Raw genomic sequence first — 25,310 nt, 5'->3', positions numbered from 1 at the left:
CCTCGAGCAAATCGCGTTTTGAAGCCTGCTGACCACTCCTTCGGTATGCTATGTTTCTTGGCATGTCTCACAGCCTCGAAAAATCCCGAGCTCTACAAAAACGCGCTGAAACCCTTATTCCAGGCGGCGTGGATTCCCCCGTACGCGCCTTCGCCTCTGTCGGAGGCGAGCCCCCCATCATCGTTCGCGGCTCGGGCTCGCGCATGTGGGACGCCGACGGCAACGAATACATTGATTACGTGGGCTCGTGGGGTCCGCTGATTCTGGGACACTCCCATCCCGAGGTACTGGCCGCAGTGGAAGCCGCTGCTCGCAATGGGACCAGCTTTGGGGCCACAACACCCTCCGAGGCCGATCTGGCAGAAGAGATCGTCCACGCTGTGCCTTCCATCGAGAAAGTACGCTTCGTCAGCTCAGGAACCGAAGCGACTATGTCTGCCATCCGCCTGGCGCGCGCCTTCACCGGAAGAAAATACATCGTCAAATTCGAAGGCTGCTATCACGGACACGCCGACATGCTTCTGGTCAAAGCCGGTTCGGGAGTGGCCACGCTTGGTATCCCCGGCTCGGCCGGTGTGCCGGAAGAGGTCACGCAGTTTACTCTGGCACTGCCTTATAACGACGTTGCTGCGGTAAAGCTGGCCTTTGAAAAGTTTCCGCAACAAATTGCCTGTGTAATTGTTGAACCTATCGTCGGCAACATGGGCTGCGTGCCGCCTGCTCCCGGTTATTTGCAAGCTTTGCGAGAAATTACTGCGCAGGCAAAAACCTTGTTGATCATGGATGAGGTCATGACCGGCTTTCGCTTGGCCTATGGCGGAGCGCAGGCGATCTTTAACCTTCAGCCCGACCTGACCACGCTGGGAAAAATCATTGGCGGAGGCCTGCCTGTAGGCGCCTACGGCGGCCGCGCGGAAATCATGAACCTGGTCGCGCCGCTCGGGCCGATGTATCAGGCGGGCACTCTCTCGGGCAACCCGCTGGCCATGGCCGCGGGCCTGGCTACGCTACGCCATCTGCGCCAGCATCCGGAAGTCTATTTACGGTTGGAAAGGCAATCAGTAACCCTTGTGGCAGGCGTCATGCAATCTGCCTGTAATCAGCAAATCTCATTGCAGGCCAACCGCGTGGGCTCGATGTTCACCTGGTTCTTTTCTGACCAGCCGGTTACCGATTGGACGTCGGCGGCAAAATCCGATACGAAAAAATTCGCTCGCTTCCATCGTGCCATGCTGGAACAGGGAATCTATCTGCCGCCCTCGCAATTCGAAGCCGCTTTCATGAGCACTGCACACACAGAAAAAGACATCCAGGCAACGATCAATGCGGCAGAGAAGGCGCTTGCTCAATGAACCAATAGCCCATCTTTCTCTGTGTCTCTGTGGTCATAAGGTTTTTTGCGCTTTCGAGCTAATTTCTAAACGGGAAAGGCGTCAATCATGTTCAAAAACGCCACTTTCTTTTCTGCCGGTAAAAACGAAGCCTCAAAAGAATTGCGCGCAATCTCCCGCAACTGCTCATTACTAAAACCGAATTCTTTTTGCGCCAGTTGGTACTCCTGCTCGAGCGAAGTCTCAAACATAGCGGGATCATCGGTATTCAACGTTACCATCACACCGGTGTCGAAATAAGTTTTTAAAGGGTGCTTATTGACCGCGGCACAACACCCAGTTCGCAAATTGCTGCTGACGCAAATCTCAACTGGGATCTGGCGCTCAACCAGAGTTGCCATTAACTCGAGGTCATGTGCGGCGTTCAAACCGTGTCCAATGCGCTCAGCGCCCAGGTTGATTGCGCCCCACACCGATTCCGGCCCGGCGGCTTCGCCGGCATGTACCGTCAGACGCAAGCCATGCTCGCGGGCGTCGCGATAAATCTCGCGAAAAAGCTCAGGCGGGCCACGCCGCTCGTCGCCGCCAATACCAAAGCCAATAACGCTTTCGCTCTGCTGGCCGTAATGTGCAGCCTCTTCCATAACCCGTTGCGCGGCCTCCGCGCCGAAATGGCGCACCGCATCAAAGATCCAAAGCAGTGATAAACCAAAGTCTTTTTCTCCACGCCGGCGCCCGGCTTCCAAGCCGCGAAAAACTTCGGCGAACTCCTGCCCGCGCCAGTGCACTACCCCCACGCTCACGTAAGCTTCGGCATGCAGCACGTTTTGCGCATGCAGCCGTTCCATCATGCGGTAGGTGATGAGTTCGTAATCCTCGGCAGTTCGCAGGCGTTCGGTGACTGCTTTAAAAGCCATCAGGAAGCCGGGAAAATCTTTGTATTGATAAAGTGCGCGAACATCATCCTCCGAGAGCACCGGCAGGCCTCCCGTGGGCTGCTCATACTTGTTTCCCGGAAAAGGAAGTGGCGTGGCATGGCGGCGGCTCAGCTCGGCCAGGGTTGCCGGTTCTACGGAACCCTCCAGATGAAGATGCAACTCGGCCTTGGGAAGCCGGTGAATAAAATCACTCATCGTAACGGCCAAACTGGGAACTGAAACTTCATGATCAGGAACTCGGCGGCGTGGCTCGTGCGCCGGCGAATTCGCTATGCCGCTGGCTGTATGCAAGATAAATCACCAATCCGAGGCCCAGCCAGACAAAAAACCGGATCCAGGTGATGAGCAGCAACCCGGTCATCAAGCCACCACACAGCAAGACGGAGATGATTGGAAATAGAGGCACGAATGGGACGCGGAAGCCGCGTGGACGGCCAGGCTGTGTACGCCGCAAAAAAAGCACGCCGAGTGAAACCAGCACGAAGGCGAACAACGTGCCGATGTTAGAGAGATCGGCTGCATCGCCGATATCCACGATTCCAGCGGGGATTCCCACAAAGGCCCCAGCAATCCAGCTTGACCAGTGCGGGGTCTTGAAGCGGGGATGCACGGCGGAAAAAATGCGAGGCAACAAACCGTCGCGCGACATAGCAAACCAGATGCGAGTCTGTCCGTATTGGAAGACCAGCAGCGAAGAGATCATACCCATCAGCGCGCCCACGATGATGATGACACGGAAGACAGGCCGGGCCCCCAGGACCTGTAAAGCATAGGCCACCGGCGCATCGGCTGCCGGGCCGGAAGTGAATGCCGAGTACTTCAACATGCCGAGCAGCACAATCGCCACACCCACGTACAGCACCGTGCAGATGATGAGGGAAGCAATGATCCCAAAGGGGATATCTTTTTGTGGATTGCGGGCCTCCTCGGCCGCCGTTGAGACGGAATCGAAGCCAATATAAGTAAAAAATATAATTGCGCCACCGCTCACGATCCCCGCAAAACCGGCAGGAGCAAAAGGATGCCAGTTCCCCGGGTTCACCAGCATTCCGCCCACCACTAGAAAGACCAGGATCGCGCCAATCTTGATGGCCACCATCACATTATTCGCACCGGCCGACTCCCTGACTCCACGCACCAGTAACACGGTGAGCACAAACACAACCAGAAAAGCGGGAATGTTGAAGTAAGCGCCCGTCCAGTGGTCGGAGGCGAACACCGGCGTGGACCATTTATCGGGAATGAATATGTGAAACTGCTCCAACTGGGCTTTCATATATCCACCGAAGCCCACGGCGACGGCCACGTTGCTTACGGCATATTCCAGGATCAGGTCCCAGCCTATGATCCATGCGAAGATTTCACCCAGCGTTGCATAGGAATAGGTATAAGCACTTCCCGCAATGGGAATCATGGAAGCCAGTTCAGCATAGCAGAGCCCGGCAAAGCTGCAGGCGATGGCAACTAAAAGAAAAGATACTGCAATGGCCGGACCCGCCGGCGGTCTTCCGTGCAGAATGCTGCCGCTAATGTGCCCGTAATGCACAAGGTTAAGAAAGAGGTCCATCACTTGTGCGTGGAGGATCGAGGGCACCTCAAAGTGTTCTCCAGCGGCGGCTGTCCCTGTCAGCACGAAGATGCCAGAGCCTATGATGGCCCCAATTCCCAAAGCGGTCAGCGACCACGGGCCCAAGGTTTTCTTGAGGCGGTGCTCGGGGTTCTCGGAATCCGAGATCAGCTTATCAATAGATTTCTTGGCGAAAAGTTGTCCGGCCAGGCGGCGGTTACCCCGTTTCGTGGAATTTAAGTCCCAGCTCAGTCGTCAGATGTTTTCATCTGAACGACTGAGACCTGACGACTGATGACTAAACTAGCGTTTACCCTGTCCGCGCGCGATCTTCTTCACCTTGCGCTTGGTCGAACCACGTGGTGTGGTGCGCTTGGGTTTCGGGGCGGCCTTTTTGCGCGCTGCCCGCTTGGCTTTCTTGCGTTCTTCTTTACTCAGTTTCTTAGTATTGGCCATGAACTCTCTCGTAAATTATTTTGAAATTGAATCTAATAGGATAAATCAAAAACCGCGATTTACTGCCTGTTTTATGGACAAAAATGATGATGTCGTCCCCGGGCTGGTTTAGCCTTTTCTGAGGACTGAGGACTGCCTTCACACCTTCTCCAACTGCGCGTATTTTTCCACCAGCTTCTTCAATCCGAATCCGGAGAATTGCACAGTTATCTTGGCTTCGTCGCCTTCACCCTCGCGTTTATAGACGGTTCCCTCTCCATATTTAGGATGGCGCACGCGCTGTCCCGGACGAAACCCTTTGCGGCCCGCCGGCGCCGGTGCTGCCATTTTCGGGCTGGTGAATTTTTTTCCTCGAGAAGCGAAGAACTCGGCTATGTTTTCGATGGAGTTATATGTCGGCCCATCATAGCTCGTTCTCTTTTTGCTGCCTCCATAAGTCTGGGCGGAGCCACTCGCGCTCTGGTCTTCATCTTCGTAGTTGTAATGCGAGCTTTCTGTTGTCGTCTGCGAGAAAACCGGAGTTCTCTCGGAACTGCGGCCGCGTGAGCCTAGGTCTTCCAGCAATTGCGGCGGAATCTCCTCAAGGAAACGTGAGGGCAACGTAGGCTCCGGCATATCCGTACCATAACGCCGCCGATAGCGGGCGCGCGTCAGTATCAGCGTATTCATGGCGCGGGTCATGCCCACGTAGCAGAGGCGGCGTTCTTCTTCCAGTTCGCTGGGATTGAGCAGAGTGCGCGAGTGCGGAAACAGGTTCTCTTCCAGCCCGGCGAGAAAAACCAGGGGGAACTCCAGCCCTTTGGCCGAGTGCAGCGTCATCAGCGTGACCTGTGCGCTGGAATCGTATTGATCGGCATCGCTCACCAGGGCGGCGTGGTCCAGAAATTCGGCCAGGGTCTCGCCTCGGTCCCGTGAATCTACCGCCGCATTCACCAGTTCGCGCAGGTTCTCAATACGCGAGTAGGCATCAGGTGAGTCTTCGTCTTCCAGAACTTTGATGTAGCGCGTGCGGTCGAGCAAGAATTTGAGGATCGCCGCCGTGGAACTCCCAGCTTCCGCCGGGGATTCTGCATCGCCGCCATCTGCCGCCCAAACTTCGTCGCTGATTGAACTCACAGAGGGCTCCACTGCCTCGGCTTCTTTTTCCTCCCCACCCTCAAATTCAAAAGGATCAAAAGCAGTTGGATCAAATGCTATCTGCTGATCGGGAGCGAAGCCCGGCGCAGAATCCGAAGCAGAAGCGCTTTCAGTTTTCTCAATGTCTTCTGTGCTCTCGGTGATGAGCCTCTTCTCAAATTCTCCTGCCAGCATGGCGCGAGCATCTTCGATGATCGCCTTAAAATTCTCCAGCGCAGCCAGGGCGCGGGCGGGCAGAAGTTTCTGCTGAATGGCCTGCCCAATCGCCGCCCATAGCGAGAGTCCGGCTGTGAGTGCAATGCGCTCTAAAGTTTCTACACTGGTTTTGCCAATGCCGCGCACGGGCGTATTAATGACGCGCAACAGGGCGATGGAATCATCCAGGTTTTGGATGAGCTTCAGATACGAGATCATGTCTTTGATCTCGGCGCGTTCATAGAACGAAAAGCCGCCCACCACGTTGTATTTCAACTGATAGCGCCGCAGCGCCTCTTCAAAGAGACGCGATTGCGCATTGGTGCGGTAGAGCACAGCTACGCGGGTTTCTTCATTGGTTGCGGCAGCCTCGCGCAAATGATTGGAAATTGAGTCGGCCACGAACAGGGCCTCATTTTCGCTGTCATGCGCCTCGTAATAGCCCACTCGGGCGCCACCCTGGCGCGCCGTCCACAGGTTCTTGCCTTTGCGATTAACGTTGTTGGCAACTACCGCCGACGCGGCTTCCAGAATGTTTTGTGTTGAGCGGTAATTTTGTTCCAGCCGGATAATTTTGGCCTTGGGGAAGTCATTCTCAAACTCCAGGATGTTGCGAATGTCGGCCCCCCGCCAGGAATAAATGGATTGGTCCTCGTCGCCCACCACGCACACGTTCTGGTGCTGCCGGCCCAGCAACAGCATGAGTTCGTATTGCGGGCGGTTGGTGTCCTGGTATTCGTCGATCATCACGTATTGGAAGCGCCGGTTATAGCGCTCACGGACTTCTCCTGAGACCTTCAACAGCCTCACCGTCTCAAGCAGCAGATCGTCAAAATCCAGCGCATTGGCCTTGCGCAGCTCCTGCCGGTAAATTTCGTAGATGTGGGCCACGCGTTCCGTTTTGGGATCGGCCGATTGCAGGTAAACTTCCTGCGGATCAAGCATGTGGTTCTTCGCCCACGAGATGCGCCCCAGCACCATGCGAGGCGTGAGCTGTTTGTCATCCAGACCCAGGCGCCGCATCGCCGCTTTGACCAGTTGCTGCTGGTCGCTCTCGTCGTAAATGGCAAAGTCTTTTTTCAGGCCCGAGCCCAGCGCCTCAATGTCGCGGCGCAGCACGCGCACGCAAAACGAGTGAAAGGTAGAAATCAGGGGTTGCAGCAGCGTGCGCCCGCCCACCAGCTTTTCCACGCGCTCTGCCATCTCGCGCGATGCCTTGTTCGTGAAGGTGACCGCCAGGATGGAATCCGGCGAGATGCCTGCATTTTCTATCATGTGGGCAATGCGGTAGGTAATGGCGCGCGTCTTGCCGCTGCCTGCACCGGCCAGGATCAGCACCGGCCCTTCAATGGTCTCTGCCGCCTCGCGTTGTTGGGGATTGAGTTCGTCTAATAATTTCACAGAATATGATTTCGCTGCGAACCGACGTTGATGAACGCCGATTTCATTCTCAGGCGGCTGATTGCCGCCCATTAACCAACCTCCTCTTTTTCACGCGCCGCTTTGCACTCTGCGCATGGGCAATGGTTGCGCAAAAACTCCCAGGAATAGATGCCGTGCTGATGACCATCGTTCCACTGAAAGCTGATGGCATACTTGCCCACGGCCGTGACATCGTTCGGCCTGACCGGCGGATGGTACATCGGCAGCGCTCCGGGCGCAGGCTTAGCCGGCGCGCCAATCGCACGTCCTGAGCCGGCGCGCTCTTCATCGCACATGGCGCACGGACAAGCATCGCGCAGCCAGGTGAAGCTATAGCTGCTGGCGTGTCCGTCTTTCCAGAGAATTTCCATCCCAGTCCCCGTCGTCACGTTGACCTGCACCGATTTCGGGTCAGACCTGGCAGCCAAATTGGCAGCTTCCGCGCCACTCATGATTTCAGTATCGCACAGGCGGGATGTGGACTATGTTGTTAGCGTAGAAATCCAAGTGGCGTATTCAGAAACGCAAATGGCTCAAAAGCTAAAGCCGATTACAGACGCTGAGGTGGTGCTGGCGCAAAAGGAGGAATTTTCACGGCTGGTCTGGGCCGTGCCGCTCTTCATTATGATTCACAACAGCGAAGAGGCGCTTACCATGCCACGATGGTTGCACGAACACATGCCGGCTGTGGCACAACAATACGGCCTTCCCCTGACGCATATTCCTTCTCCGGGAGAGCTTTATCTCGCCTTGGCGATGGGCACGGCTGTGCCGTTCTTGATTACTTTTTTTGCAGCTATGGCAGGTCCTCGCAGCTTTGGGCTGTACCTTCTTGCCGGAATTCAAAGCGTTATGCTGACAAACGCGATTGTTCCCCATCTCATTGCCACAATCTTGCTGCGTGCATACACTCCGGGAGTCATCACGGCCGTCTTCGTTGTCATTCCATTTTCCATCTTCTGGTTCCGCCGGATCCTGAAGTGTGATTTTGTCGCGGTCCGCCCACTGATCTTTTCCATCGTGCTGGGAGCAATGGCTTACGGGCCAATCATGATGGCTATATATGTTATGAGTGGCTGGGTTTAGTCTCCTCGTTGAATCACATCAACTTTGATGCTTCTACTCTCATTGGGCTGAAGGCTGACTTGCGTGGCTTTGGAAGCATACTCACGCAGAGCGTCTGGGTTGGTGTACTCCAGGCCATCCAGCCTGTCAAAGGCAAACACATTGTACGTGCCAGGAGCGAGTCGGTTGAAGTTGAGTTTTATATGTGTGGAATTCATAACAGTAGAGACTGCGCCAGTTATCGGATTCTGGGGCGCATAATCAGGAACAACCACTACAAAGACAACTGCAGAGTCATCCGGATTTGTGCTTACCTCGAGTGCCGCGCAATCATCGCGAAGCACAACCTCTATGCTCGAATGATTTCCTTGCGTTACGGTAAGCTCTTCCCGTAGAAGGTCAATGCCAGCGTATGAGACCGATTTCACACATAAAGAGGTGTTGACGGATGTCACTCCTACTCTGTATCTGCCCGCGTCAATATTGCGCAGCGCCAGCGATGTGTTGTTCGGGTCCTTCTCGTCTTTGTCTGGCGGAATGTCAGTACGTAAAAGCTCAACAGGATGAAGAACCACGTTTACCAGGGACGCATCGCTTTTGGGGTTTGTAACGTCCTGACGGTCCACGTCAGACTGAGACTTACTGGTTTCGACACGTACCACAATAGGAATGGATGGGGATGGCAAAAGAGTAAGATGAATGTTTTTTGCATTTGCTTCTGCTTTCAAGGTCAGCTCGGCATGCAAAGGGTTTCCGAGGGCATCATTGCCAGCGGCCCTGATGGTGCAAAAACCTCTTGAGATCAAACTTGCGTCAAATCTCCCGGTTTGCGGGTCAAAGTCATAAGCGAATGCAATCCTGTCTCCTGATTGGTTGATAAACCGCAGATCCGGATCTCCCCCGAGTGGAGAACCGGTGATCGTGCCAGCAATCGAAACTACAGGCGTTCGTCCAAGCGTAAGATCTATCCTCGCCTCCTCGCCTGCAGAGAGCTGAATGGGTGTGGATTGAGAAAGATCTGCCGCTTCGGGATAGTAAGTGAGCGGATAGCCTGCATCGGGGGGATCGTCAGATCCATTTACCTTGCTTGCCAGGTCTATGCCATTTGGGCCCGGTCCTTCAGGGTCAAAAGCGGCGTCACTGGCCCAGAGTGGAATAGCGGCAACGTAATATGTGCCTGGAGCGAGGCCGAAGACACGGAATTTTCCGTCTTCATCGGTTGTCAGCGTTGGCGGGTTACCTTTTTCCAGCTTTATTGAGTCGTCCAGGTGCTTCCGCCCGTTTTCCAGCCCCAGCCGGTAAATCATTATTTCGATTCCTTCCACGGGCTCGCCGTTGGTATCCATAACCCGTCCAGCAATGACTGCTGTTGACATAAGTCTTACAAACACTGGAAGAGCATCCGGACCGGCTCGGACCCTTTGACCGAGCACAGAAAAAGACTCGCCTTTCTCAGGCATGAATCCAGGCTTGGTTGCGTTCAGAAAGGTATTTCCCTGCGGCACCCCCTCAAACTTAAAATGACCATCTCGGTCGGTAAGCATTGCGCGTTGCCAGTTGGCTGTAACGCCACCACCAACAATTACTCCGCTGCCATTATTCCTTACCGATTGCGGGTGGTCGGGAAATTGATAGATCTTTACAAGCGCCCGGCTAATCGTCTCTCCTGTGACTGAATTGACCACTGTGCCAGTAAGAGTGTGAGCGTCACGATCAGATACCAAATCACTGGGGCTGGCCTGTGCCTTTGCCTGCTGAACCAAGAAAGAACTCCAGGCTAGGACAAACACAATAACAGAACAGAAATTAAAAGGGCGTATCACTCCGTGCATACAGTGAAGCGCTAATTATAGTGCCATAGCTGCGGGTTACGTCGAAGCTCATACAAAAACCAAGCCCCTTGCAGGGGGATGCAAGGGGCTTCAAAAAACTGAGGTGTGTCCGTTACACCTCTTTGGGGGAGTTATCGTGGAGTACTGCTTTCTTGGGGTTGTTGATCGGGTTGTTGATTTGTTGCAGTTGGGGCTGAAGCCGGCTCAGCGCTCAAGTCACCGATGCCGTTCTTCAGTAAGCTGATCTCGACCCGTCCGCCGCTAACGTGACGCGGCTTGCTGCCATCGGCAGCGGTCTCATCTGGTACCGGGGCATTTCCCATGCCGACGGTATAAATGCGGTACACCGGGATCTCGTGGTTTATAACCAGGTAGCGCGCCACACTCTGTGCCATAGCTTGGGAGTTAACCAGAGCTGTCTGGCCGTGTCCTGAGCTGAAGGCCTGGACCTCAATGATGTAGCCCTTCTGGTCTTTCAGCGGCGTGGCCATGTCATCGAGCGCGTCCTTGGCTTTCTTGTTTAAAGCCTTCTGTCCGGGACGGAAGAGAATTTCGGTCTGGGAAACCGGTTGGAATTGGTCAATATTTCCCACCACTTTTTCTACGCTCTGCAGATGCGTGCTCGCCTGGGTTGCGGTATCTTGCGCAAGCCGTGCGCGGTTACCGGCATCAACGGCGTGCTGATCGGCTTCATTGGCCTTGAGCGATGCCAGCCGGATACCTTCGCTTGCGCGCTTATCCACGTCTTTGATCGCGCGGCTGTTGGCAGCCGTGAGCTCATCCAGTTCGTTGACCCGGTCACGCACCGGCTGTACTTGCCGCTGGACATATTTCTTCCGGGCAAAGGGCATCAAATGCCCCCAGAAGCCCTCATGGCGCTCATACGTCAGAGGCTGTTTCTGGGTCGCGCTCTCAGGATTGTCTTTAGACGACTGCTGGTCTGCGGGAGCGGCCTGGGGCTGCGAAGAACTGTTTTGCTGGTCAGTTGCGGCCGGGGTGGTAGATTGCGGCTGCGAAGAGCTACTCTGCGCCATAGCGGGAAGAGTCAATACTCCTGCCAGTGCTAACGCCATCAAGATACGATGATTCATGAAAATCCTCCAAACTACGTGGGTCTCAGCTTAACTGGGAGTTACCGGGAGCTGCTTGATCCCGTGACTTGCGAAGGGGAGCGCACAACAGCTCTCACAGCTACTTAGTACAACTTTAGGGCCAAACTTCCCAGGAAACAGGCAAGGTATAAGAGGTTTAGTTTCACAGACTTGCAAGAAGCACTCGCATTTACGTTCTAAGCTCATGAGCAAAGCGGGTAAATTTGTTCACCTGCCTGCTATAAAAAATGCCTGCTTTGGCAGGCTGCAAAACCCGCTCACGGTGTCACAATGGTTAAGGAGAAGAAACAGCTTTAGTAACCGAGAGCCATTTCATTACCTTGAGTGATCTATGCCGGCAGTACGAGAATTCGTAAGAACTCCTATGCGAAGCCTAAGCGACCCTGAGATCCTGCGCGAATTGGTCAAGAACCTCAAGGAGGGGATCTACATCACCAATGCGCACGGCGGTTTTGTGGACGGCAATCAGGCGTTGCTCGATATCCTCGGGGTTTCATCCGTGGAGAAATTACGTAAGCATCGCGTCACCGATTTTGTGGAAGCAGAAATCCGCGCGTGGCAGACGAGGATCTTTGAGCGCGACGGTTACATCCGCGAATTTGAGCTGAAAATTAAGCGAGCGGATGGCAGCATGCGTACGGCCCTGGATACCGCCTATTCCCGCAAAGACCCGGAAACCGGCGAAACCCTCTACTACGGCATTCTGGTGGATATCACCGTTCACAAGGAGCTGGAAAATAAACTTCGTGAGCAAAGCATTCGCGATCCCCTGACTGGGTCTTTCAATCGCCGCTATCTTTCCATGTTTGAAGTTGCCAGCGAGAGTCTGCCGGGCTCATGGGGTTGCATTCTCCTGGATATGGACCATTTCAAGCAATACAACGACCGCTACGGCCATCAGGCCGGCGATGAAGTGCTGGTCAAGCTTGCGCGTTTTCTCATGCGCCAGGTGCGGGCTGAAGAAGCCGTGATTCGCCTCGGAGGGGACGAATTCCTTGTCTTGCTGGGCCACGCTGACGAGCAGCACACGCAAGCCGCCGCCCGGCGCATTGAAGCTGCTGCTCACGAAGAAGGGCAACCCGCTTTTTCCATGGGCTGGGCCGCGCGCCGGAAGAATGAAAAATTGGAAAAGACTATGGGCCGCGCTGATGAAAATCTCTACTCCGTACGCGCAGGCCAGCGCACTCCTGCCCGTGAACGCCGCAAAAAGCGCTCCTCCACTGAATGAACATTCAGCTTGTATACCTCTGAACCGTGAATTTATTCAAAAAATGAATCGGGCTGTTCTGCTCTGCATCTATACGCGTTAGATAAATTCCTACTTCAGGAATTTATCGCGTTGTTTATATTGTTGTGCTTGTCACAATGAGCACAATGTGACTCATGGATTCGGAAAGCTCACCCCCCTTATATACCCATTATGTTCATAGCGTTGCCAATCCGATTTAATCCTGAATTCCAAAAATGGGATTTTGCATCTTCCATGATTTGTAGTTTCTCGACTCGTACCCCCGCAAAAGGTTTCACCTAATTTTTTTTTACAACTCTCTATCAAGTTGTCGGAACTAAGCATTCACAAGTTACGTATCTTGATCTGACGCGTCTAATCAGTCACGAGAATAGAGACGAAGTTAGTTGCGTCCACTGTTCGCATGGCTACTAGCCGACAGGCGTGAAGATGTCGAAGCTGACGTCGCAAGGGCATCCTGGCGTGACAACGCAAGTGTGTCTGCAAGGCAAATTTAAGTCGTTCAAAACCGCATCCCGGCGTTCGGGAAAGAAGAAAAAGGAGTGATATGAAGCTGTCCCTGATTTCAAAGAAGCTACTTCCTGCGCTGGCCCTGTTGCTGGCGACGGCCGCATTTGCTGCAACCAAAAGTTCGTTGGAGCTCAGTGATCCGGTGACCGTGAGCGGACATCAACTGGCCCCCGGGCAATACCAGATTAAGTGGGAGGGCGCGGGTCCTAACATTGACCTCAACATCCTGTCGAAGGGTAAGGTAGTGGCCACTGTGCCGGCCCGCGTGGTCCAGCAGGATCGCGCTGGTGCTAACGACACCTACCGGACGAGCAAGAGCAGCGATGGCGGCCTGTCTTTGACCGAAATTCATTTCGCCGGCAAGAAGTACTCGCTGGCTTTCGGCGATGAGGCGGCTAGTGCGCAGAAAGACGGTAAGTCGAACACGTCCAGCAATTAATTAAAGGATTAACGTTAAGAAGCAATTAACGAGTAAACATAAAGACTAAGAGCAACCAAAACTCCCAGAATCCCACTACACTTGGCGCAACAATGGCTATGGCCATTGCTGCGTCTGGTGTTGTGGATGAGTAGATAAAGATGGGTAGAGACGTAGCTTGCTACGTCTCCTGTTTCCCACAATGGGATTGGTATTTACTTCCTGAATCTCTTCGTAATGTCATACCCCGAACTGAGAAACGGCACAATTTTGTGCCGGAGCTTCGACGCGCGTTGCGTGTTGTAGGGTTGGTTGCAATATTCGAGCAGCGGGGCCGCAACTTTCTCCCACTGAAAACGCGGAGCCAGCGCTTGCAGGCGGGTGTGCATCTCCTGCCGCAAATCAGGATTTTCCACCAGGGCCAGGATGGCGTCTTTCCACGCCATGACATCTCCCGGCGGCAGCGCCGGGCCCACGCGCTCGCGCACAACGAAATCACCGAAGTAATCTCCTTGCGAGAGGATCATCGGCAGTCCTGCCCAAATGTAATCCAGCACGCGGGTGCGGAAGGCAAAACGGCTTTCCACTGACGCGGGATGCGCCGAGATGCCAATATCCGCCTCCAGCAAAAAATTATGACGCTGTTCATAGGGCGCCCAGACCGGATAAAAAAACACGTATTTGTCGAGCAAATGCAGCTCTCGCGCCAATGAGAGACTCTCATCCGCCTTCGACATGGGCCGGTTGTTCGGGTTGGGATCATGCGCGCCCAGGAACACAAGCCTGACGTTGGGCCGCTGTTTGGCAACTTCATAGACCGCGCGAATCACCGTGAGAGGATCGAGCCACTGCCACAGCCCCCCCGCCCACAGAAGCAGAAAGTCTTTTGAACCCACACCGGGCACAATCCCGCGCAGAACGTTTTCCGTGCGTACCGGCGGCTGGGCCGGCAGCCCAAAGGGAACGATCCCCAGCAGGCTGCGGAAGCTGGCATCGCGCTTATGCTCCTCTGGATTGAGCCGCCCCAGGGCGCACAAGCGCCCCAGCCAGTAGTCCCACTGTTGCTCGCTCGAGCAAAGGAAATAGTCTCCCTCCAGCATCTGTTCGTTCAGGCGATACCACTGCCGCAGATATCCCCACTGCGGATGCTCCGGGTGCGTATGCGCCAGATATTCCAGAAGATAGGCATCATAAAGATCAATCACCAGGTGCTTGGCCAATTTGCTCAGGAAGGGGAAGCGGGCCAGCACCAGGCCCTGGGAAATTACGATGTCGCTCGCCTTGGCCGCGGCCTTTAATTCGCCGGTTTGATGGGCAGCATCCTCCAGGATGCGTATCCCTTCAGGCGCCAGCTTGCTGGGCAGCCCGGTGGCAATGGTCACCTCGTGGTGCTTGCTGAGCACCTTGGCCAGCTCCAGGCAGCGCACCGCCGGACCCGCCATTTGGGCCGCCAAAGCATCGTTTGTGACAAACAGCACCTTCATGAGCGTTCTCTTTGCAAATGTTATATGTTGATGAGTCTTACCGGAAAAGCATTTTTCATGAAGATTGCTCTTTTAGGCACTCGCGGCATCCCTAACCGCTATGGCGGCTTTGAGGCCTTTTACGAAAAGCTCTCTCAGTATCTGGTGAACGATGGTCATGAAGTCACCGTGTATTGCCGCCACGCCTTTACTCGTCCCGAGGATGACACCCTCGTTGATTCCCGGATTCGCCGCGTCATCCTGCCCAGCATCTCGGCTAAGCATTTAGACACGCCCGTGCACACTTTTCTCTCGGTCCTACACGTTATTTTTACCCGCGCTGATATCGTGCTCATGTGCAACGTGGCCAACAGCCCCGTCGCCTGGATTCCCCGCCTGTTTGGCAAGCCCGTGGTTTTGAACGTTGACGGCCTCGACCGCCAGCGAAAAAAGTGGGGCCCGCTGGCGCGGATTGTTCTCTCAATCTGTGAGTTTTTTTCTGTCTTTACACCCAGCAAAGTGGTGACCGACTCGCTGACCATGCAAGGCTACTATCGCAGCCGCTACCGCAAATCTTCCGTCATGATCGGATACGGCGCCGAGCCGCCAGAGCGCCTGCAAACCAGCCCCGAAAACTCTGTTTTAAAGCGTTTTGGTCTGGAGCCAAAGAAATATGTTCTATACGTCAGCCGCCTTGAACCCGAGAATAATCCCGAGCTGGTGATTCGGGCTTACGAGAAGACCAAGATTCCGTGGCCCCTGGTGATGGTGGGCAGCAACGCTTACGATCCAGCCTATGAGCAGCGTCTGCGCTCGTTGGCCAGCGAGCGCGTGATCTTCACCGGCTCAATCTACGGTAACGGATACTGGGAATTCCAGCTCAACGCTGCCTGTTTCGTTTTTGCCTGCGAAGTTGGCGGCATCCATCCCGCGCTGGTGGAGGCCATGTCTGCCGGCAATCCTGTGCTCTACCTGAATATCGAATCCAACCGCGAAACCGCTGCCGACTGCGGAGTCGTCTTCGAGCACAGCGAAGATGATCTCGCCGCAAAGCTGCAGAACCTGTTTCATGATCCCAAACTGCTCGCAGATCTCGCCCTCAAAGGCGCGCAACGCGCCCGCGAACGCTACGGCTGGGGCGAAGTCACCCGGCAATATGAGAACCTTTTCGAGGAACTGTTTAAATAGACTTGGTTGCTGAAAGCCGCTTCTCTGGAACCTGCGCACTCAATTTCGCGTCTAATCCTCTGTACAATGTCTATAGGCCGCATTTGCGGTCTGTAGGCGTTGATTATGGGTATGCGAAGTTGGTCGATTCCGGCGGGTCAGTGGTTTGGCATTAATGTGAGGGTGCACCTCACATTTTTCTTTTTGTTGCTTTTCGTTTGGATCACTCAGTCTCAGTCTAAGACGGTTGACCCTTCCACCTTCCTGCGCAGTCTGGCATTCACCGGAATTGTTATGGGCGCCGTGCTGGCGCATGAGCTAGGACACCTCGCCGTTGCCCTGCGCGGAGGCCCCCTGCCTCGCGCCATTATTCTGCTTCCTATCGGCGGCCTCTCGCTGATGGAGAGCGCCCGCGAAGAAACTTCGCATCTCGCGCACCAGCATATTGACCCGCAGCGTGAGATTCGCATTGCCCTGGCTGGCCCTATCGTCAATATTGTCCTTGCCGGTGTGCTTACGGCGGTCACTTTGGAATATTCACCGCAGTCGGCCCTGCGCCAAACCCCTTTGTTGCTTTTGAGCAATCTGCCGCGCTCAGCCGTGTGGATTAACCTCCTGATCGCCGCGCTCAACCTGTTGCCGGCCTTTCCCCTGGATGGCGGCCGGGTCTTCCGCGCCCTGCTCTCGCGCCACATGGAATTCGGGCTCGCTACCCGCCGCGCGGTGAACCTGGGCAATGTGTTCGTGCTTCTCCTCATGTCTGCCGGGATATGGAATCCCTGGCTGATGCTGACTGGCTTTTTTCTTTTTATAGGGGCACAGCTTGAGGAGCGCACCGTTCTATTTCAATCCGTGCTGGAGAACGTGCGCATGGAAGAAGTCATGCTGACGGAGTTTTCCACTCTCTCACCCGCCGATACGCTCGAAGACGCGCTCAGCAAGGCCGTCCACACCCTGCAGGATGATTTTCCCGTGGTGCGCGGCACCGATATGGTGGGGGTTGTTTCGCGGCAAAAAATTCTTCAGGCATTGCGAGAAGAAGGCAATGCCTACGTGCAATCCATCATGAACCGCGCTTACGAAATTGCCGGCAAGAATGACACCCTGGCCAGCGCCTTCCGCAAAATCACCTCGCGCGGCTTGACGATTATCCCAGTCGTGGACCAGGAGCGTCTGGTAGGAATCGTGACCCTGCAAAACCTGATGCACAGCATGAGCGTGCTGGCAGAAAGCAAGAAACTCCGCCGCAGCCAGGAAGAAGAAGAGTAATCCACTTAGAAGCTGGTGAGCTGTCATCCTGAGCCACGTGGCGAAGGACCTCCGATGGCGATGGGAACCATGTACGGCTTCAATCGGATTTTCGCCTGGATTTTTCCCTCACGCTGACGGAATCACGACCGGAATCACGACGATGGCTCCGAACTCGAGAGTGTTTTAGCTGTGTCTTGTGCTGCGGCACAGAAATAGGAAAAGGCACTCTAAAAAAATCCGCGCAATCCGCGGTAAGCAGTTCTAAAACCTCATCGTCTTTGCCAGCTTCACCGCATCAATCTTGCGCAGCTCCGCCAGGGCCGCTTCCGGAACTTTGGTGTCTACCTGCACCACGGCAATGGCATCGCTGCCTTCACCGGCACGGCGTCCCAGTGCAAAATTGGCGATGTTGACCTTATGGCTGCCTAAGACGGTTCCCACTTTTCCGATCACACCGGGGACGTCGCGATTTTCCAGGTAAACGATATCGTGCTCCAGCGGCGCCTCAACGTCAATGTCATCCACCGCCAGCAAGCGCGGAGATCTTCCATGCAAGATCGCGCCCTTCACCAGCATCTCTTTTTGATTGGTCTTGACCAGCAGCGAAAGCACATTGCCGGTCCATCCCCCGAGGGTTTCGGTATTCTTGGTCTCATGCACTTGCAGACCGCGCTCCTGGGCGAGCGATGCTGCATTGACCAGGTTGGCGCGCTCCGAGAGCATCAGATTCAGGATGCCTTTAATAGCTCCATTGCGGATCAGGTCTGTCTTCCACTCAGCAATGCGCCCGCTGTAACGAATTGAGATCTCTTCCAGATTGCCTGTAGTCGCCTGCGCCAGGAAGGCGCCCAGCCGCTCGGCCAGAAGGATATAAGGTTCCATCTCTACATATTCATCGTGCGAGACCGAAGGCACGTTGACGGCATTCTGGATGACTCCGTCTTTCAGGTAATCTTTGACCTGACGGGCGATCTGCATGCCCACGGCGTCTTGCGCTTCGCCGGTGGAACCGGCAATGTGGGGCGTAGCCACCACGTTCTCCAGCGCCAGCAGCGGCGAACCCTTGGGCGGCTCTTCCGTAAACACGTCCAGCGCGGCCCCGGCCACATGTCCCGATTGCAGCGCTGCCGCCAGAGCTGCGTCATCAATCAGCTCACCGCGGGCGCAGTTCACCAGCCGCACACCCTTCTTCATCTTCTTCAGCGAGTCGGCGTTGATCATGCCGTTAGTTTGCGGAGTAAGACCTACGTGTAAAGAGAGGTAGTCGGCCGCGGCATAAACTTCATCCAGCGAAGCCAGTCGGATGCCGAGCTCGCGGGCAACGCTCGCCGAGACGAACGGATCATGCGCAATCATCTCCATACTGAATGCGCGCGCCCGCTTTGCGACTTCCAGACCCACGCGGCCCAGTCCCACAATGCCCAGCGTCTTGCCGCGCAGTTCGCTACCTTGCAGTGATTTCTTCTCCCACTTGCCGGCGCGCGTAGTAACGTCGGCGCGCGTAATATGCCGCGCCAGGGCCAGCATCAGGGCAAAAGTATGCTCGGCCACAGCTACCGCATTTGCCCCGGGGGTATTCATGACTGCAATCCCCAGGCGCGTGGCTGCTTCCAGGTCAATGTTGTCCACGCCTACGCCGGCGCGGCCGATGACTTTGAGTTTTTGCGCGTGTTCCAGCAACCCGGCATTCACGTCCACCGCCGAGCGCACCAGCAGAGCATCGGCATCGGAAATCTGCTTGGGCAGGTCGCCGTTGATCTGGTCGGCAGTAATCACCGTCCACCCGGACTCTTCTTTAAACAGAGTCACCGCGGCAGACGAAGTCTTTTCAGCAAGTACAATTTTCATGTTTCGTGTTATTCCTTAAGACTTTGTCTATGTTTTTCTAAGTGTCATCCTGAGTCCCGCGTTTTGTGCGGGACGAAGGACCTCCGATGGAGATGGGCGCCACCCACGGCTTCCATCGGATAACCTGAGAAGTTTCGTTCTCGATGCTCGATGCCTCTACGCCTTCACCGAAGCCAGCGCAGCCTGTGTCTCGTAAGCGATGCCGTTTGCGTCAGCGTAAACCTGCTGCGCCGCGCGCAAGGCCACGCCAAACTCGAAGTTCTTGCGCTGGGTAACCTTTGCTGTCACCAGCTCCAATCCGCCGATGATGGCGATCGTATCCAGGTAGTCGAAATATCCCAGATGAGCAATGCGAAACAGCTTGCCCTTCATGTCGCCTTGTCCGTTGGCGATGACCGCGTCAAACATCTCGCGGAAGCCCTTCACGAACACTCCGGAATCAATTCCCGCTGGCGGGATAATGGCGGTTAGCGCTGCTGCCGGGGCCGTCGGAGCATAGAGCTCCAAATCGAGGGCTGCTGCAGCGGCGCGCGTCATGGCCGCAGCCAGTTCGGCATTGGCAATCAGCGCATCGCGTCCGGCTGCCAGGTCGCCGTTTCCGGCGGTGCGGATAAAATCAAACGCCGCACCCAATCCGGCAATGAGTGAGGTAGCGGGCGTGAAAGCCGATTCACCTTTCGAGGCCGCTTTGCGCTCTTTGCGCAGATCAAAGTAATAGCGCGGAGATTTCGTGGTCTCCATACGCTGCCATGCGCGCTCGCTGACCGAAAGAAATGCCAGCCCAGGCGGAATCATGACCGCCTTTTGCGATCCCCCGATTACGATATCGAGACCCCAACCATCCACGTCGAAAGTGGTGGTGCCGAGGCCAGTGATGGCGTCTACTACGAGCAGCGCCTCATGTTTGGCATCGCGCAGCAGTTTGGCCACGCCATGCACATCGTGTCGCGCGCCGGTCGAGCTCTCGGTCGATTGCATATAGACCACGCGCACATCCGCGCTCAGCTTCTGCCGCACGGCCTCCAGCGGAAAAGTCTGTCCATATTCCGCTTTCACCACTTCCACTTTGCAGCCGTAGGCCTTGCCCAAGTCTGCCCAGCGCTCGCCGAATTTACCGGCGGTCAGCACCAGGATAGTGTCTCCGGGTGAGGTCAGGTTCGAAATTGAAGCTTCCATCGCCCCCGAGCCGGAAGAGGCCAGCAGCAGGCAGTCGTTCTTAGTGCCGATAAACGCCTTCAGGTCGGCCAAGGTGCGCGTGTAGAGCGTGCGGAAGTCCGCAGTGCGGTGGTGCATCCCAAAAGCCGCCATCGCATTCTGCGCCGAGGGCAGAAGCGGAGTTGGGCCCGGGGTAAAAAGCCTGTTTTTACGTATCATGATGATTTGAGGTCCTTAGGAGAAGAATTAATCTCAATGATACAGCATGCCTCTTGCTGTGACCAGCGACGGCGCACTCTGTTTTACTATATAAAATAATCGTTTTATTTGTTGCGTGACGCCCCGCCCGCGCCGGGCTCTCGAACCGCGGCACGCATGGCCTCCGCGAACCTGAGAATTAGCGGACGCTTCTCCGACAGCCGCTTCCACGCCAGGCCAGTCTGCCATTCTGCTTCAGCCATGTGCAATTCGTAGAAGCGCACTCCGCGAACATTCATTCTTATCGCCGCGCTGGGCACCAGCGAGACGCCTAGCCCGGCTCGAACCAGATTCAGGATCGTGAACAGCTCATTGGCCTCCTGCACCAGATTGGGACTGAACCCCGCGCGCCGGCAAACCGTCTGCACGTGCTGATAAAGCGTAGCCGAGGCCGATTTTGGGAAGCATATAAAAGGTTGGTCGCGCAGCGAAGCCAAGCCCTGTTTCCGGCTGTACGCAACCGATTCGGGCGCAACCGCCACCAGCCGCTCGCGGGAGAGCGGGAAGCTCTCGAATTCGGTCTCGACAATCGGCATGCGCAAGATCCCTACGTCAATTCGTCCATCCAGCAATGCCGCCGTCTGTCCCGGCGTGGACATGTCGCGCATCTGCAGCTCCACGTGTGGATTGCTGCGCCGAAACCGCAGAAGCGTTCGCGGCAATATCTCGGCCGCTGAAGCGATGCCGAATCCGATCCGTAAGGTGCCCGCCCGTCCCTCAGCCGCCTCGCGCGCCCGTCCCAACGCCGCCTCCGAATCCTGTACCAGCCTCTTCGCCAACGGAAGCAGTACGTTGCCGGCTTCCGTTAAGAGCACGCGGCGGCGAGTGCGCGTGAACAGCGCCCCTCCTACTTTCTCTTCCAGCTTGCGAATCTGCTTGCTGAGAGCGGGCTGCGACATGAACAGCCGCTCGGAAGCCTTGCGAAAGTGCAGCTCCCCAGCCAGGACGAAAAAAGATCGCATCTCGTCAATACTAAAAGAAACACTCATTCCTATAAGTTATCAAATAGCACTCTACAATTCATTGGACGAAACTATCTTCCCCCTGCACTATGACCATTAGGAGCTTGTTTAAGAATAAGCTTTGTATCAGAGCCGACTTTAGAGCTTGCGGAAAAAGCCTGTAGGTACGGAATGGTCGAGCATCAAGATGAATGATTGAATTGTCATTCCGAGGAGCGTAGCGACGAGGAATCCCTTTTGTGCCGAGAAACCTTAACGTTCGGTTGTTTTTGAATTCTTAAGAATTTTGAAGACGAACAACCCCGAAGGGGTGATGTGTTATAGCCCAGCGCTTCAGCGCTGGGTATCGGTAACAAACCATTCGTAGTCCCGCAAGGGACGGTGCTATGCCTTTGAGTTCTCACACAGACTCTTTAGCGTTTTGCAATTTAACGATCAACAACCAAATACATTTTTGAAACAATCTCTGGAAAGATAAACAAATGCTTGATCCTAAACACACCCCGCTCGATATCAAGGCCGTAATCTTCGACTACGGCCAAGTCCTCTGTCTTGAGCCCACCCCTGAAGCCGTCGAGCAGATGTCGGGGTTCTTTCATCTCACTCCCGATCAGTTTCGCCCCCTATACGACAGCAGCCGTCTGGCCTACGATCGCGGTGATTTCACGCCCACTGCCTACTGGTTCTGGCTCGCCGAGCAGGCTGGCGTGGTTCTCGCGCCGGCGCAGATCGAAGCTCTCCGCAAGCGCGATATTGAGATGTGGAGCCGGTTCAACCAACCCATGATCGAGTGGATGGCCGCGCTTCAGTCCAGGGGATTGAAAACCGCAATTCTGTCGAATATGCCCGCAGAAATGGCCGCTCATGTGCGCCGGCACTTTGCCTGGATGGCGCATATATCATGCCCGATCTTCTCTTCCGAACTTCGCTTGGTCAAACCCGATCCGGCAATCTATCAGCACTGCCTCGAGTGCCTCGAGGTTGCGCCTGTCCAGGCCCTGTTCATTGATGATCGGGAAGTGAATGTTGAAGGAGCGAAAAAGCTCGGTATCCACGCCCTCCGCTTCGACTCCGTGACCCAACTGCACTCCGATCTGAAAGCGTTGGACTTTACCCCTCTACCAGAACTCGAGGATAGTGACGCGCTGACGGAGATACCGGCAGGCCAAAGCGCCCGCGATTAAGACGCCCGCGAATAGGGATGGACGCCATCTGTCTAAAAAGCCTCTGTTATTAGAAATGTCATTCTGAGCGTTAGCGAAGAATCTGAGAACAGTGCGTGCACTGCCATCGATGGTGGCGTCACTTCCACGATCTAAGTGCCCAACCCAATGAATCAATGACCCGATGACCCAAATGATTCAATTCCCTGTGCCTCTGTGTCTCTTGTGGTGAATCAATCTGCCCCTTTATGAGAAAATCGTAAACGCTACCATTTATGAGCATCCCCGAACAGATTCAAAAAGACATCGTCGAAGCCATGCGCGCCCGCCAGGAGCATCGCCTTTCCACCCTGCGCATGGTGAAATCCGCCCTCAGGAGCAAAGAAATAGACAAGCGCGCTCCGCTCGATGAAAAAGAGGCGCTGGCCATTCTCAGCACGCTCATCAAGCAGCGCAAGGATTCCGTCGAGCAGTTCACCAAGGGCGGCCGCCAGGAACTGGCCGACAAAGAAGCCGCCGAGATCGTGATCATCGAATCTTACATGCCCAAAGCCGCCGGTGAGGAAGAAGTTGCCGTCACCGTGCGCGCCGCCATTACCGAAATGGGAACACCCACCATGAAAGATATGGGCACGGTGATGAAGAACGCCATGGCCAAGTTCGCCGCCACAGGCACGCGCGTAGACGGCAAGCTGGTGAGTGAAATCGTCAAGCGAGAACTCTCGAAATAAAGTTGTCAGAGCACGGCTTTCAGTCGTGTCGTAAAAGCTCAATAAAATCCTGGGCATTAGAGTTGCGAAAAAACTCGCGAATGCGTGGATCACCGTGGAAGAGCACGGCTTTCAGCCGTGCGTTAAGGATCATAGAAAAATGCGGGCTTTAGCTCCGGTACTCGCGCATACACCAACTCTGGAATCGCTCCAGAGCTTGTTTCTTAGACAGGTTTGGGTCAGGGCACGAATTGCCTTTCTGAAACTGGCAACCGGTTACTGGCAACTGTCTTGCCCCATGGTCCCATTGTGGTATCAAATTCTTAACTTCTGGGGAAGCGTGGACTATCATCAGCTCTGAAAGTGTATCCAGCGCTCCCAGGAGCGCGGGGGCTAGGGTTAGTAAGCCCCATGAAGTTATTTGAAAACTTACCCCAAACGCCGGCCGTGAGGTTTCTCGACCGCTATCAATCCTTGTTCCAACTCACGCTTTGTTTACTCATGCGTTAATACGTGACGCAAGTACACAAGGCGCAATAGGGCTACTTGAACACACTCTGCAAAAGATTGAAACCAAATGACCTATAGCAGAAGACGCCTACTTTAAGTAGGGTCCCCCTCTGGGTCGTTTTTTTCGTTCCGCGTGAGCTCGCGTTTTTAACTAAAAGGTTAACAGCTAATAGCTTTCCTCTCGACCCAAGCCGGCAAAGGGGGGACGCTGGAATCCAATCCGCGAAAATCCGAGGCGAGCTCTTTCTGAGTACTGAGGACCGAGTACTGAGTACTGCTTTTTACGCTGCACTCACGTTCTTCATCGAGCGCAACGCCATGACGCCCAGCACCAGCACGGCTGCCCCAATCGCAATCCACAGCACCGCCGGGTGCTTGTCCGACCACGGCCTTTCATCCGGACGCCCCGTGTACGCCGCATTGGTCTGCTCTCCGCCCAGTTTGACTTCAGCGGCATTCGTGTCCTGCTGAAAAAGCTTGGCGTAATCGTAAACCGGTTCGTCGAGCTTTTCGTCGCCATAGTAGAGGTGGGGCGGCCCAGCAGAGTTGAAGTAAACCCGCCGCTCGTATTGTTGCAGCCGTACGCCGGTGATCTTCAGTGGCGGATCATCCCCATTATGGATGATCACCTTCAGCGTCTCTGGCCTGATTCCACCCAGATCGAGCGTGGATTGCTCGAAATCAATCTTCTGTCCGTGACGCACCATGTGCACCCGGGTGAGTTCGCCGGTTGAACTGGGCCATTCGTTCTTGCCGCTTTGCACCTCGACCTCGCGCTTGAAGTTGGGCTGCGCCGCATCAATGGTGAACTCGATCTGCTCCAGGGGAACATTCGGCGGCAGCGAAAAAGTAAAGACGGTTTCTTTGTTCTTTTCTTCCCTGGTTGGTTCGCTGCTGATTTTTCGCCAAACTGCCTTTTCTTCTTCTCTGATGTTGGCGCTGGCGCCTTCCACGTCTGCGGGTTTCACGGCTCCTTCCATGGTGACGCGCAAATATTTATAGCGCGTGACCGGAAGCCGCAGCGTGGTGTTGTTTCCCAGGTTGTCGTCTGAGAGGTCGTAAACAATGGTGTTCCCGAGCGTGGCCCAACGCGCGCCGTGCAGGTCGTCCTGGCCTTCCACCCGCACCTTGGCCACAAAGTTTGTTGCCTTCAGCTTCAGCGTGATTCGGTCGTACTCGGTGAGGCCCGCCATCTCCAGAAAGAATTGGGTCTTGTCGCCGACCGTTCCCGGTTGCAGCACCTTCACCTCTTTCTGGTCCGTCTCCGAGCTGCCTCGTGCGATGGTCAATGCGTACGGCACTTCGCTGTTGTCACTCGCATAGAGACGCAGATCGCTCAAGTCCGGGCGGGCATGTTGCCAAACGGTTTCGTCCACGACGAAGTAATACTGATGACCAGCCCCGCCGCCCTGAACGTCGCGCGAATACTTGAAGTAAGGAATGGAGGCGCTTACGAGAACTGCAAAAATAGTGACTGCGACTAAGCTCTTCATGTTCATATTGAATATTGCAAAAGGATCGTGAATGCAGGTCCTCTTCTGGAATGACGTCCTATAAGCTGGTAGAGAAAAAACAGGATGCTCGCACCGTC

The 25,310-nt window shown here is 55.2% G+C and carries 20 protein-coding genes; 8 read left to right on the top strand and 12 right to left on the bottom strand.

Annotation, left to right across the window (positions count from 1 at the left end; genetic code table 11):
• Positions 1-50: 50 nt before the first annotated feature.
• Complete coding sequence (hemL, locus tag VK738_19340) at positions 51-1,352, top strand: glutamate-1-semialdehyde 2,1-aminomutase (protein ID HTD24816.1); 1,302 nt, start codon at positions 51-53, stop codon at positions 1,350-1,352.
• Positions 1,353-1,417: 65 nt separating this feature from the next.
• Here the strand turns inward: hemL and add are convergent, their stop codons facing one another.
• From add to VK738_19315, 5 genes are all read right to left on the bottom strand, one after another.
• Complete coding sequence (add, locus tag VK738_19335) at positions 1,418-2,464, bottom strand: adenosine deaminase (GenBank protein HTD24815.1); 1,047 nt, start codon at positions 2,462-2,464, stop codon at positions 1,418-1,420.
• A gap of 34 nt (positions 2,465-2,498) precedes the next feature.
• Positions 2,499-3,962 carry an amino acid permease gene (locus VK738_19330; protein HTD24814.1) on the bottom strand — a complete coding sequence of 488 codons (1,464 nt, stop codon included), beginning with the start codon at positions 3,960-3,962 and terminating at the stop codon, positions 2,499-2,501.
• A 177-nt stretch (positions 3,963-4,139) separates the two neighbouring features.
• Positions 4,140-4,292 (bottom strand): hypothetical protein, encoded by a 153-nt coding sequence (locus VK738_19325; protein ID HTD24813.1) that lies wholly within the window; start codon positions 4,290-4,292, stop codon positions 4,140-4,142.
• 138 nt (positions 4,293-4,430) lie between these two features.
• Positions 4,431-7,025, bottom strand: coding sequence for a UvrD-helicase domain-containing protein (locus VK738_19320; protein HTD24812.1), 2,595 nt, complete (start codon positions 7,023-7,025; stop codon positions 4,431-4,433).
• Positions 7,026-7,096: 71 nt separating this feature from the next.
• Positions 7,097-7,498, bottom strand: coding sequence for a gamma-butyrobetaine hydroxylase-like domain-containing protein (locus tag VK738_19315; protein ID HTD24811.1), 402 nt, complete (start codon positions 7,496-7,498; stop codon positions 7,097-7,099).
• 76 nt (positions 7,499-7,574) lie between these two features.
• Here VK738_19315 and VK738_19310 point away from each other — a divergent pair, with 76 nt between their 5' ends.
• A complete protein-coding gene (locus VK738_19310) occupies positions 7,575-8,132 on the top strand; it encodes an HXXEE domain-containing protein (protein ID HTD24810.1) in 558 nt (185 codons plus the stop codon).
• Here VK738_19310 and VK738_19305 read toward each other — a convergent pair.
• Both VK738_19305 and VK738_19300 read right to left on the bottom strand, forming a co-directional pair.
• A complete protein-coding gene (locus VK738_19305; protein ID HTD24809.1) occupies positions 8,129-9,874 on the bottom strand; it encodes a carboxypeptidase-like regulatory domain-containing protein in 1,746 nt (581 codons plus the stop codon). The two genes, VK738_19310 and VK738_19305, sit on opposite strands and share 4 nt — an antisense overlap.
• A 200-nt stretch (positions 9,875-10,074) precedes the next feature.
• Complete coding sequence (locus tag VK738_19300; protein ID HTD24808.1) at positions 10,075-11,034, bottom strand: OmpA family protein; 960 nt, start codon at positions 11,032-11,034, stop codon at positions 10,075-10,077.
• A 352-nt stretch (positions 11,035-11,386) separates the two neighbouring features.
• Here VK738_19300 and VK738_19295 point away from each other — a divergent pair, with 352 nt between their 5' ends.
• Positions 11,387-12,283, top strand: a complete 897-nt coding sequence (locus VK738_19295; GenBank protein HTD24807.1) for a sensor domain-containing diguanylate cyclase — start codon at positions 11,387-11,389, stop codon at positions 12,281-12,283.
• A 568-nt stretch (positions 12,284-12,851) separates the two neighbouring features.
• Complete coding sequence (locus VK738_19290) at positions 12,852-13,253, top strand: hypothetical protein (GenBank protein HTD24806.1); 402 nt, start codon at positions 12,852-12,854, stop codon at positions 13,251-13,253.
• 194 nt (positions 13,254-13,447) lie between these two features.
• Here the strand turns inward: VK738_19290 and VK738_19285 are convergent, their stop codons facing one another.
• A complete protein-coding gene (locus VK738_19285; protein ID HTD24805.1) occupies positions 13,448-14,716 on the bottom strand; it encodes a glycosyltransferase family 4 protein in 1,269 nt (422 codons plus the stop codon).
• Positions 14,717-14,773: 57 nt separating this feature from the next.
• Here VK738_19285 and VK738_19280 point away from each other — a divergent pair, with 57 nt between their 5' ends.
• Positions 14,774-15,883: a glycosyltransferase gene (locus tag VK738_19280; GenBank protein HTD24804.1), complete on the top strand. Its 1,110-nt coding sequence runs from the start codon at positions 14,774-14,776 to the stop codon at positions 15,881-15,883.
• A gap of 111 nt (positions 15,884-15,994) precedes the next feature.
• Positions 15,995-17,131: a site-2 protease family protein gene (locus VK738_19275; protein ID HTD24803.1), complete on the top strand. Its 1,137-nt coding sequence runs from the start codon at positions 15,995-15,997 to the stop codon at positions 17,129-17,131.
• Positions 17,132-17,374: 243 nt separating this feature from the next.
• Here VK738_19275 and serA read toward each other — a convergent pair whose 3' ends face one another.
• From serA to VK738_19260, 3 genes are all read right to left on the bottom strand, one after another.
• A complete protein-coding gene (serA, locus tag VK738_19270; protein HTD24802.1) occupies positions 17,375-18,961 on the bottom strand; it encodes a phosphoglycerate dehydrogenase in 1,587 nt (528 codons plus the stop codon).
• 156 nt (positions 18,962-19,117) lie between these two features.
• On the bottom strand, positions 19,118-20,335 hold the full coding sequence (locus VK738_19265) for an alanine--glyoxylate aminotransferase family protein (protein HTD24801.1): 1,218 nt from the start codon (positions 20,333-20,335) through the stop codon (positions 19,118-19,120).
• Between the two features lie 104 nt (positions 20,336-20,439).
• Positions 20,440-21,363, bottom strand: coding sequence for a LysR family transcriptional regulator (locus tag VK738_19260; GenBank protein ID HTD24800.1), 924 nt, complete (start codon positions 21,361-21,363; stop codon positions 20,440-20,442).
• Between the two features lie 455 nt (positions 21,364-21,818).
• On the opposite strand from VK738_19260, the gene VK738_19255 reads away from it, so the two are divergent.
• Both VK738_19255 and VK738_19250 read left to right on the top strand, forming a co-directional pair.
• The gene (locus tag VK738_19255; GenBank protein ID HTD24799.1) at positions 21,819-22,520 is read left to right on the top strand and encodes an HAD family phosphatase; all 702 of its coding nucleotides are present in this window, start codon (positions 21,819-21,821) and stop codon (positions 22,518-22,520) included.
• A 254-nt stretch (positions 22,521-22,774) separates the two neighbouring features.
• A complete protein-coding gene (locus VK738_19250) occupies positions 22,775-23,230 on the top strand; it encodes a GatB/YqeY domain-containing protein (GenBank protein HTD24798.1) in 456 nt (151 codons plus the stop codon).
• Between the two features lie 770 nt (positions 23,231-24,000).
• Here the strand turns inward: VK738_19250 and VK738_19245 are convergent.
• On the bottom strand, positions 24,001-25,212 hold the full coding sequence (locus tag VK738_19245) for a DUF3999 family protein (protein ID HTD24797.1): 1,212 nt from the start codon (positions 25,210-25,212) through the stop codon (positions 24,001-24,003).
• Positions 25,213-25,310: the final 98 nt, after the last annotated feature.

This window comes from Terriglobales bacterium (assembly GCA_035487355.1).
Taxonomy (GTDB): domain Bacteria; phylum Acidobacteriota; class Terriglobia; order Terriglobales; family Acidobacteriaceae; genus QIAW01.
Note: the sequence above shows the minus strand (reverse complement) of the source record. Positions and strands in the feature narration are given on the sequence as shown.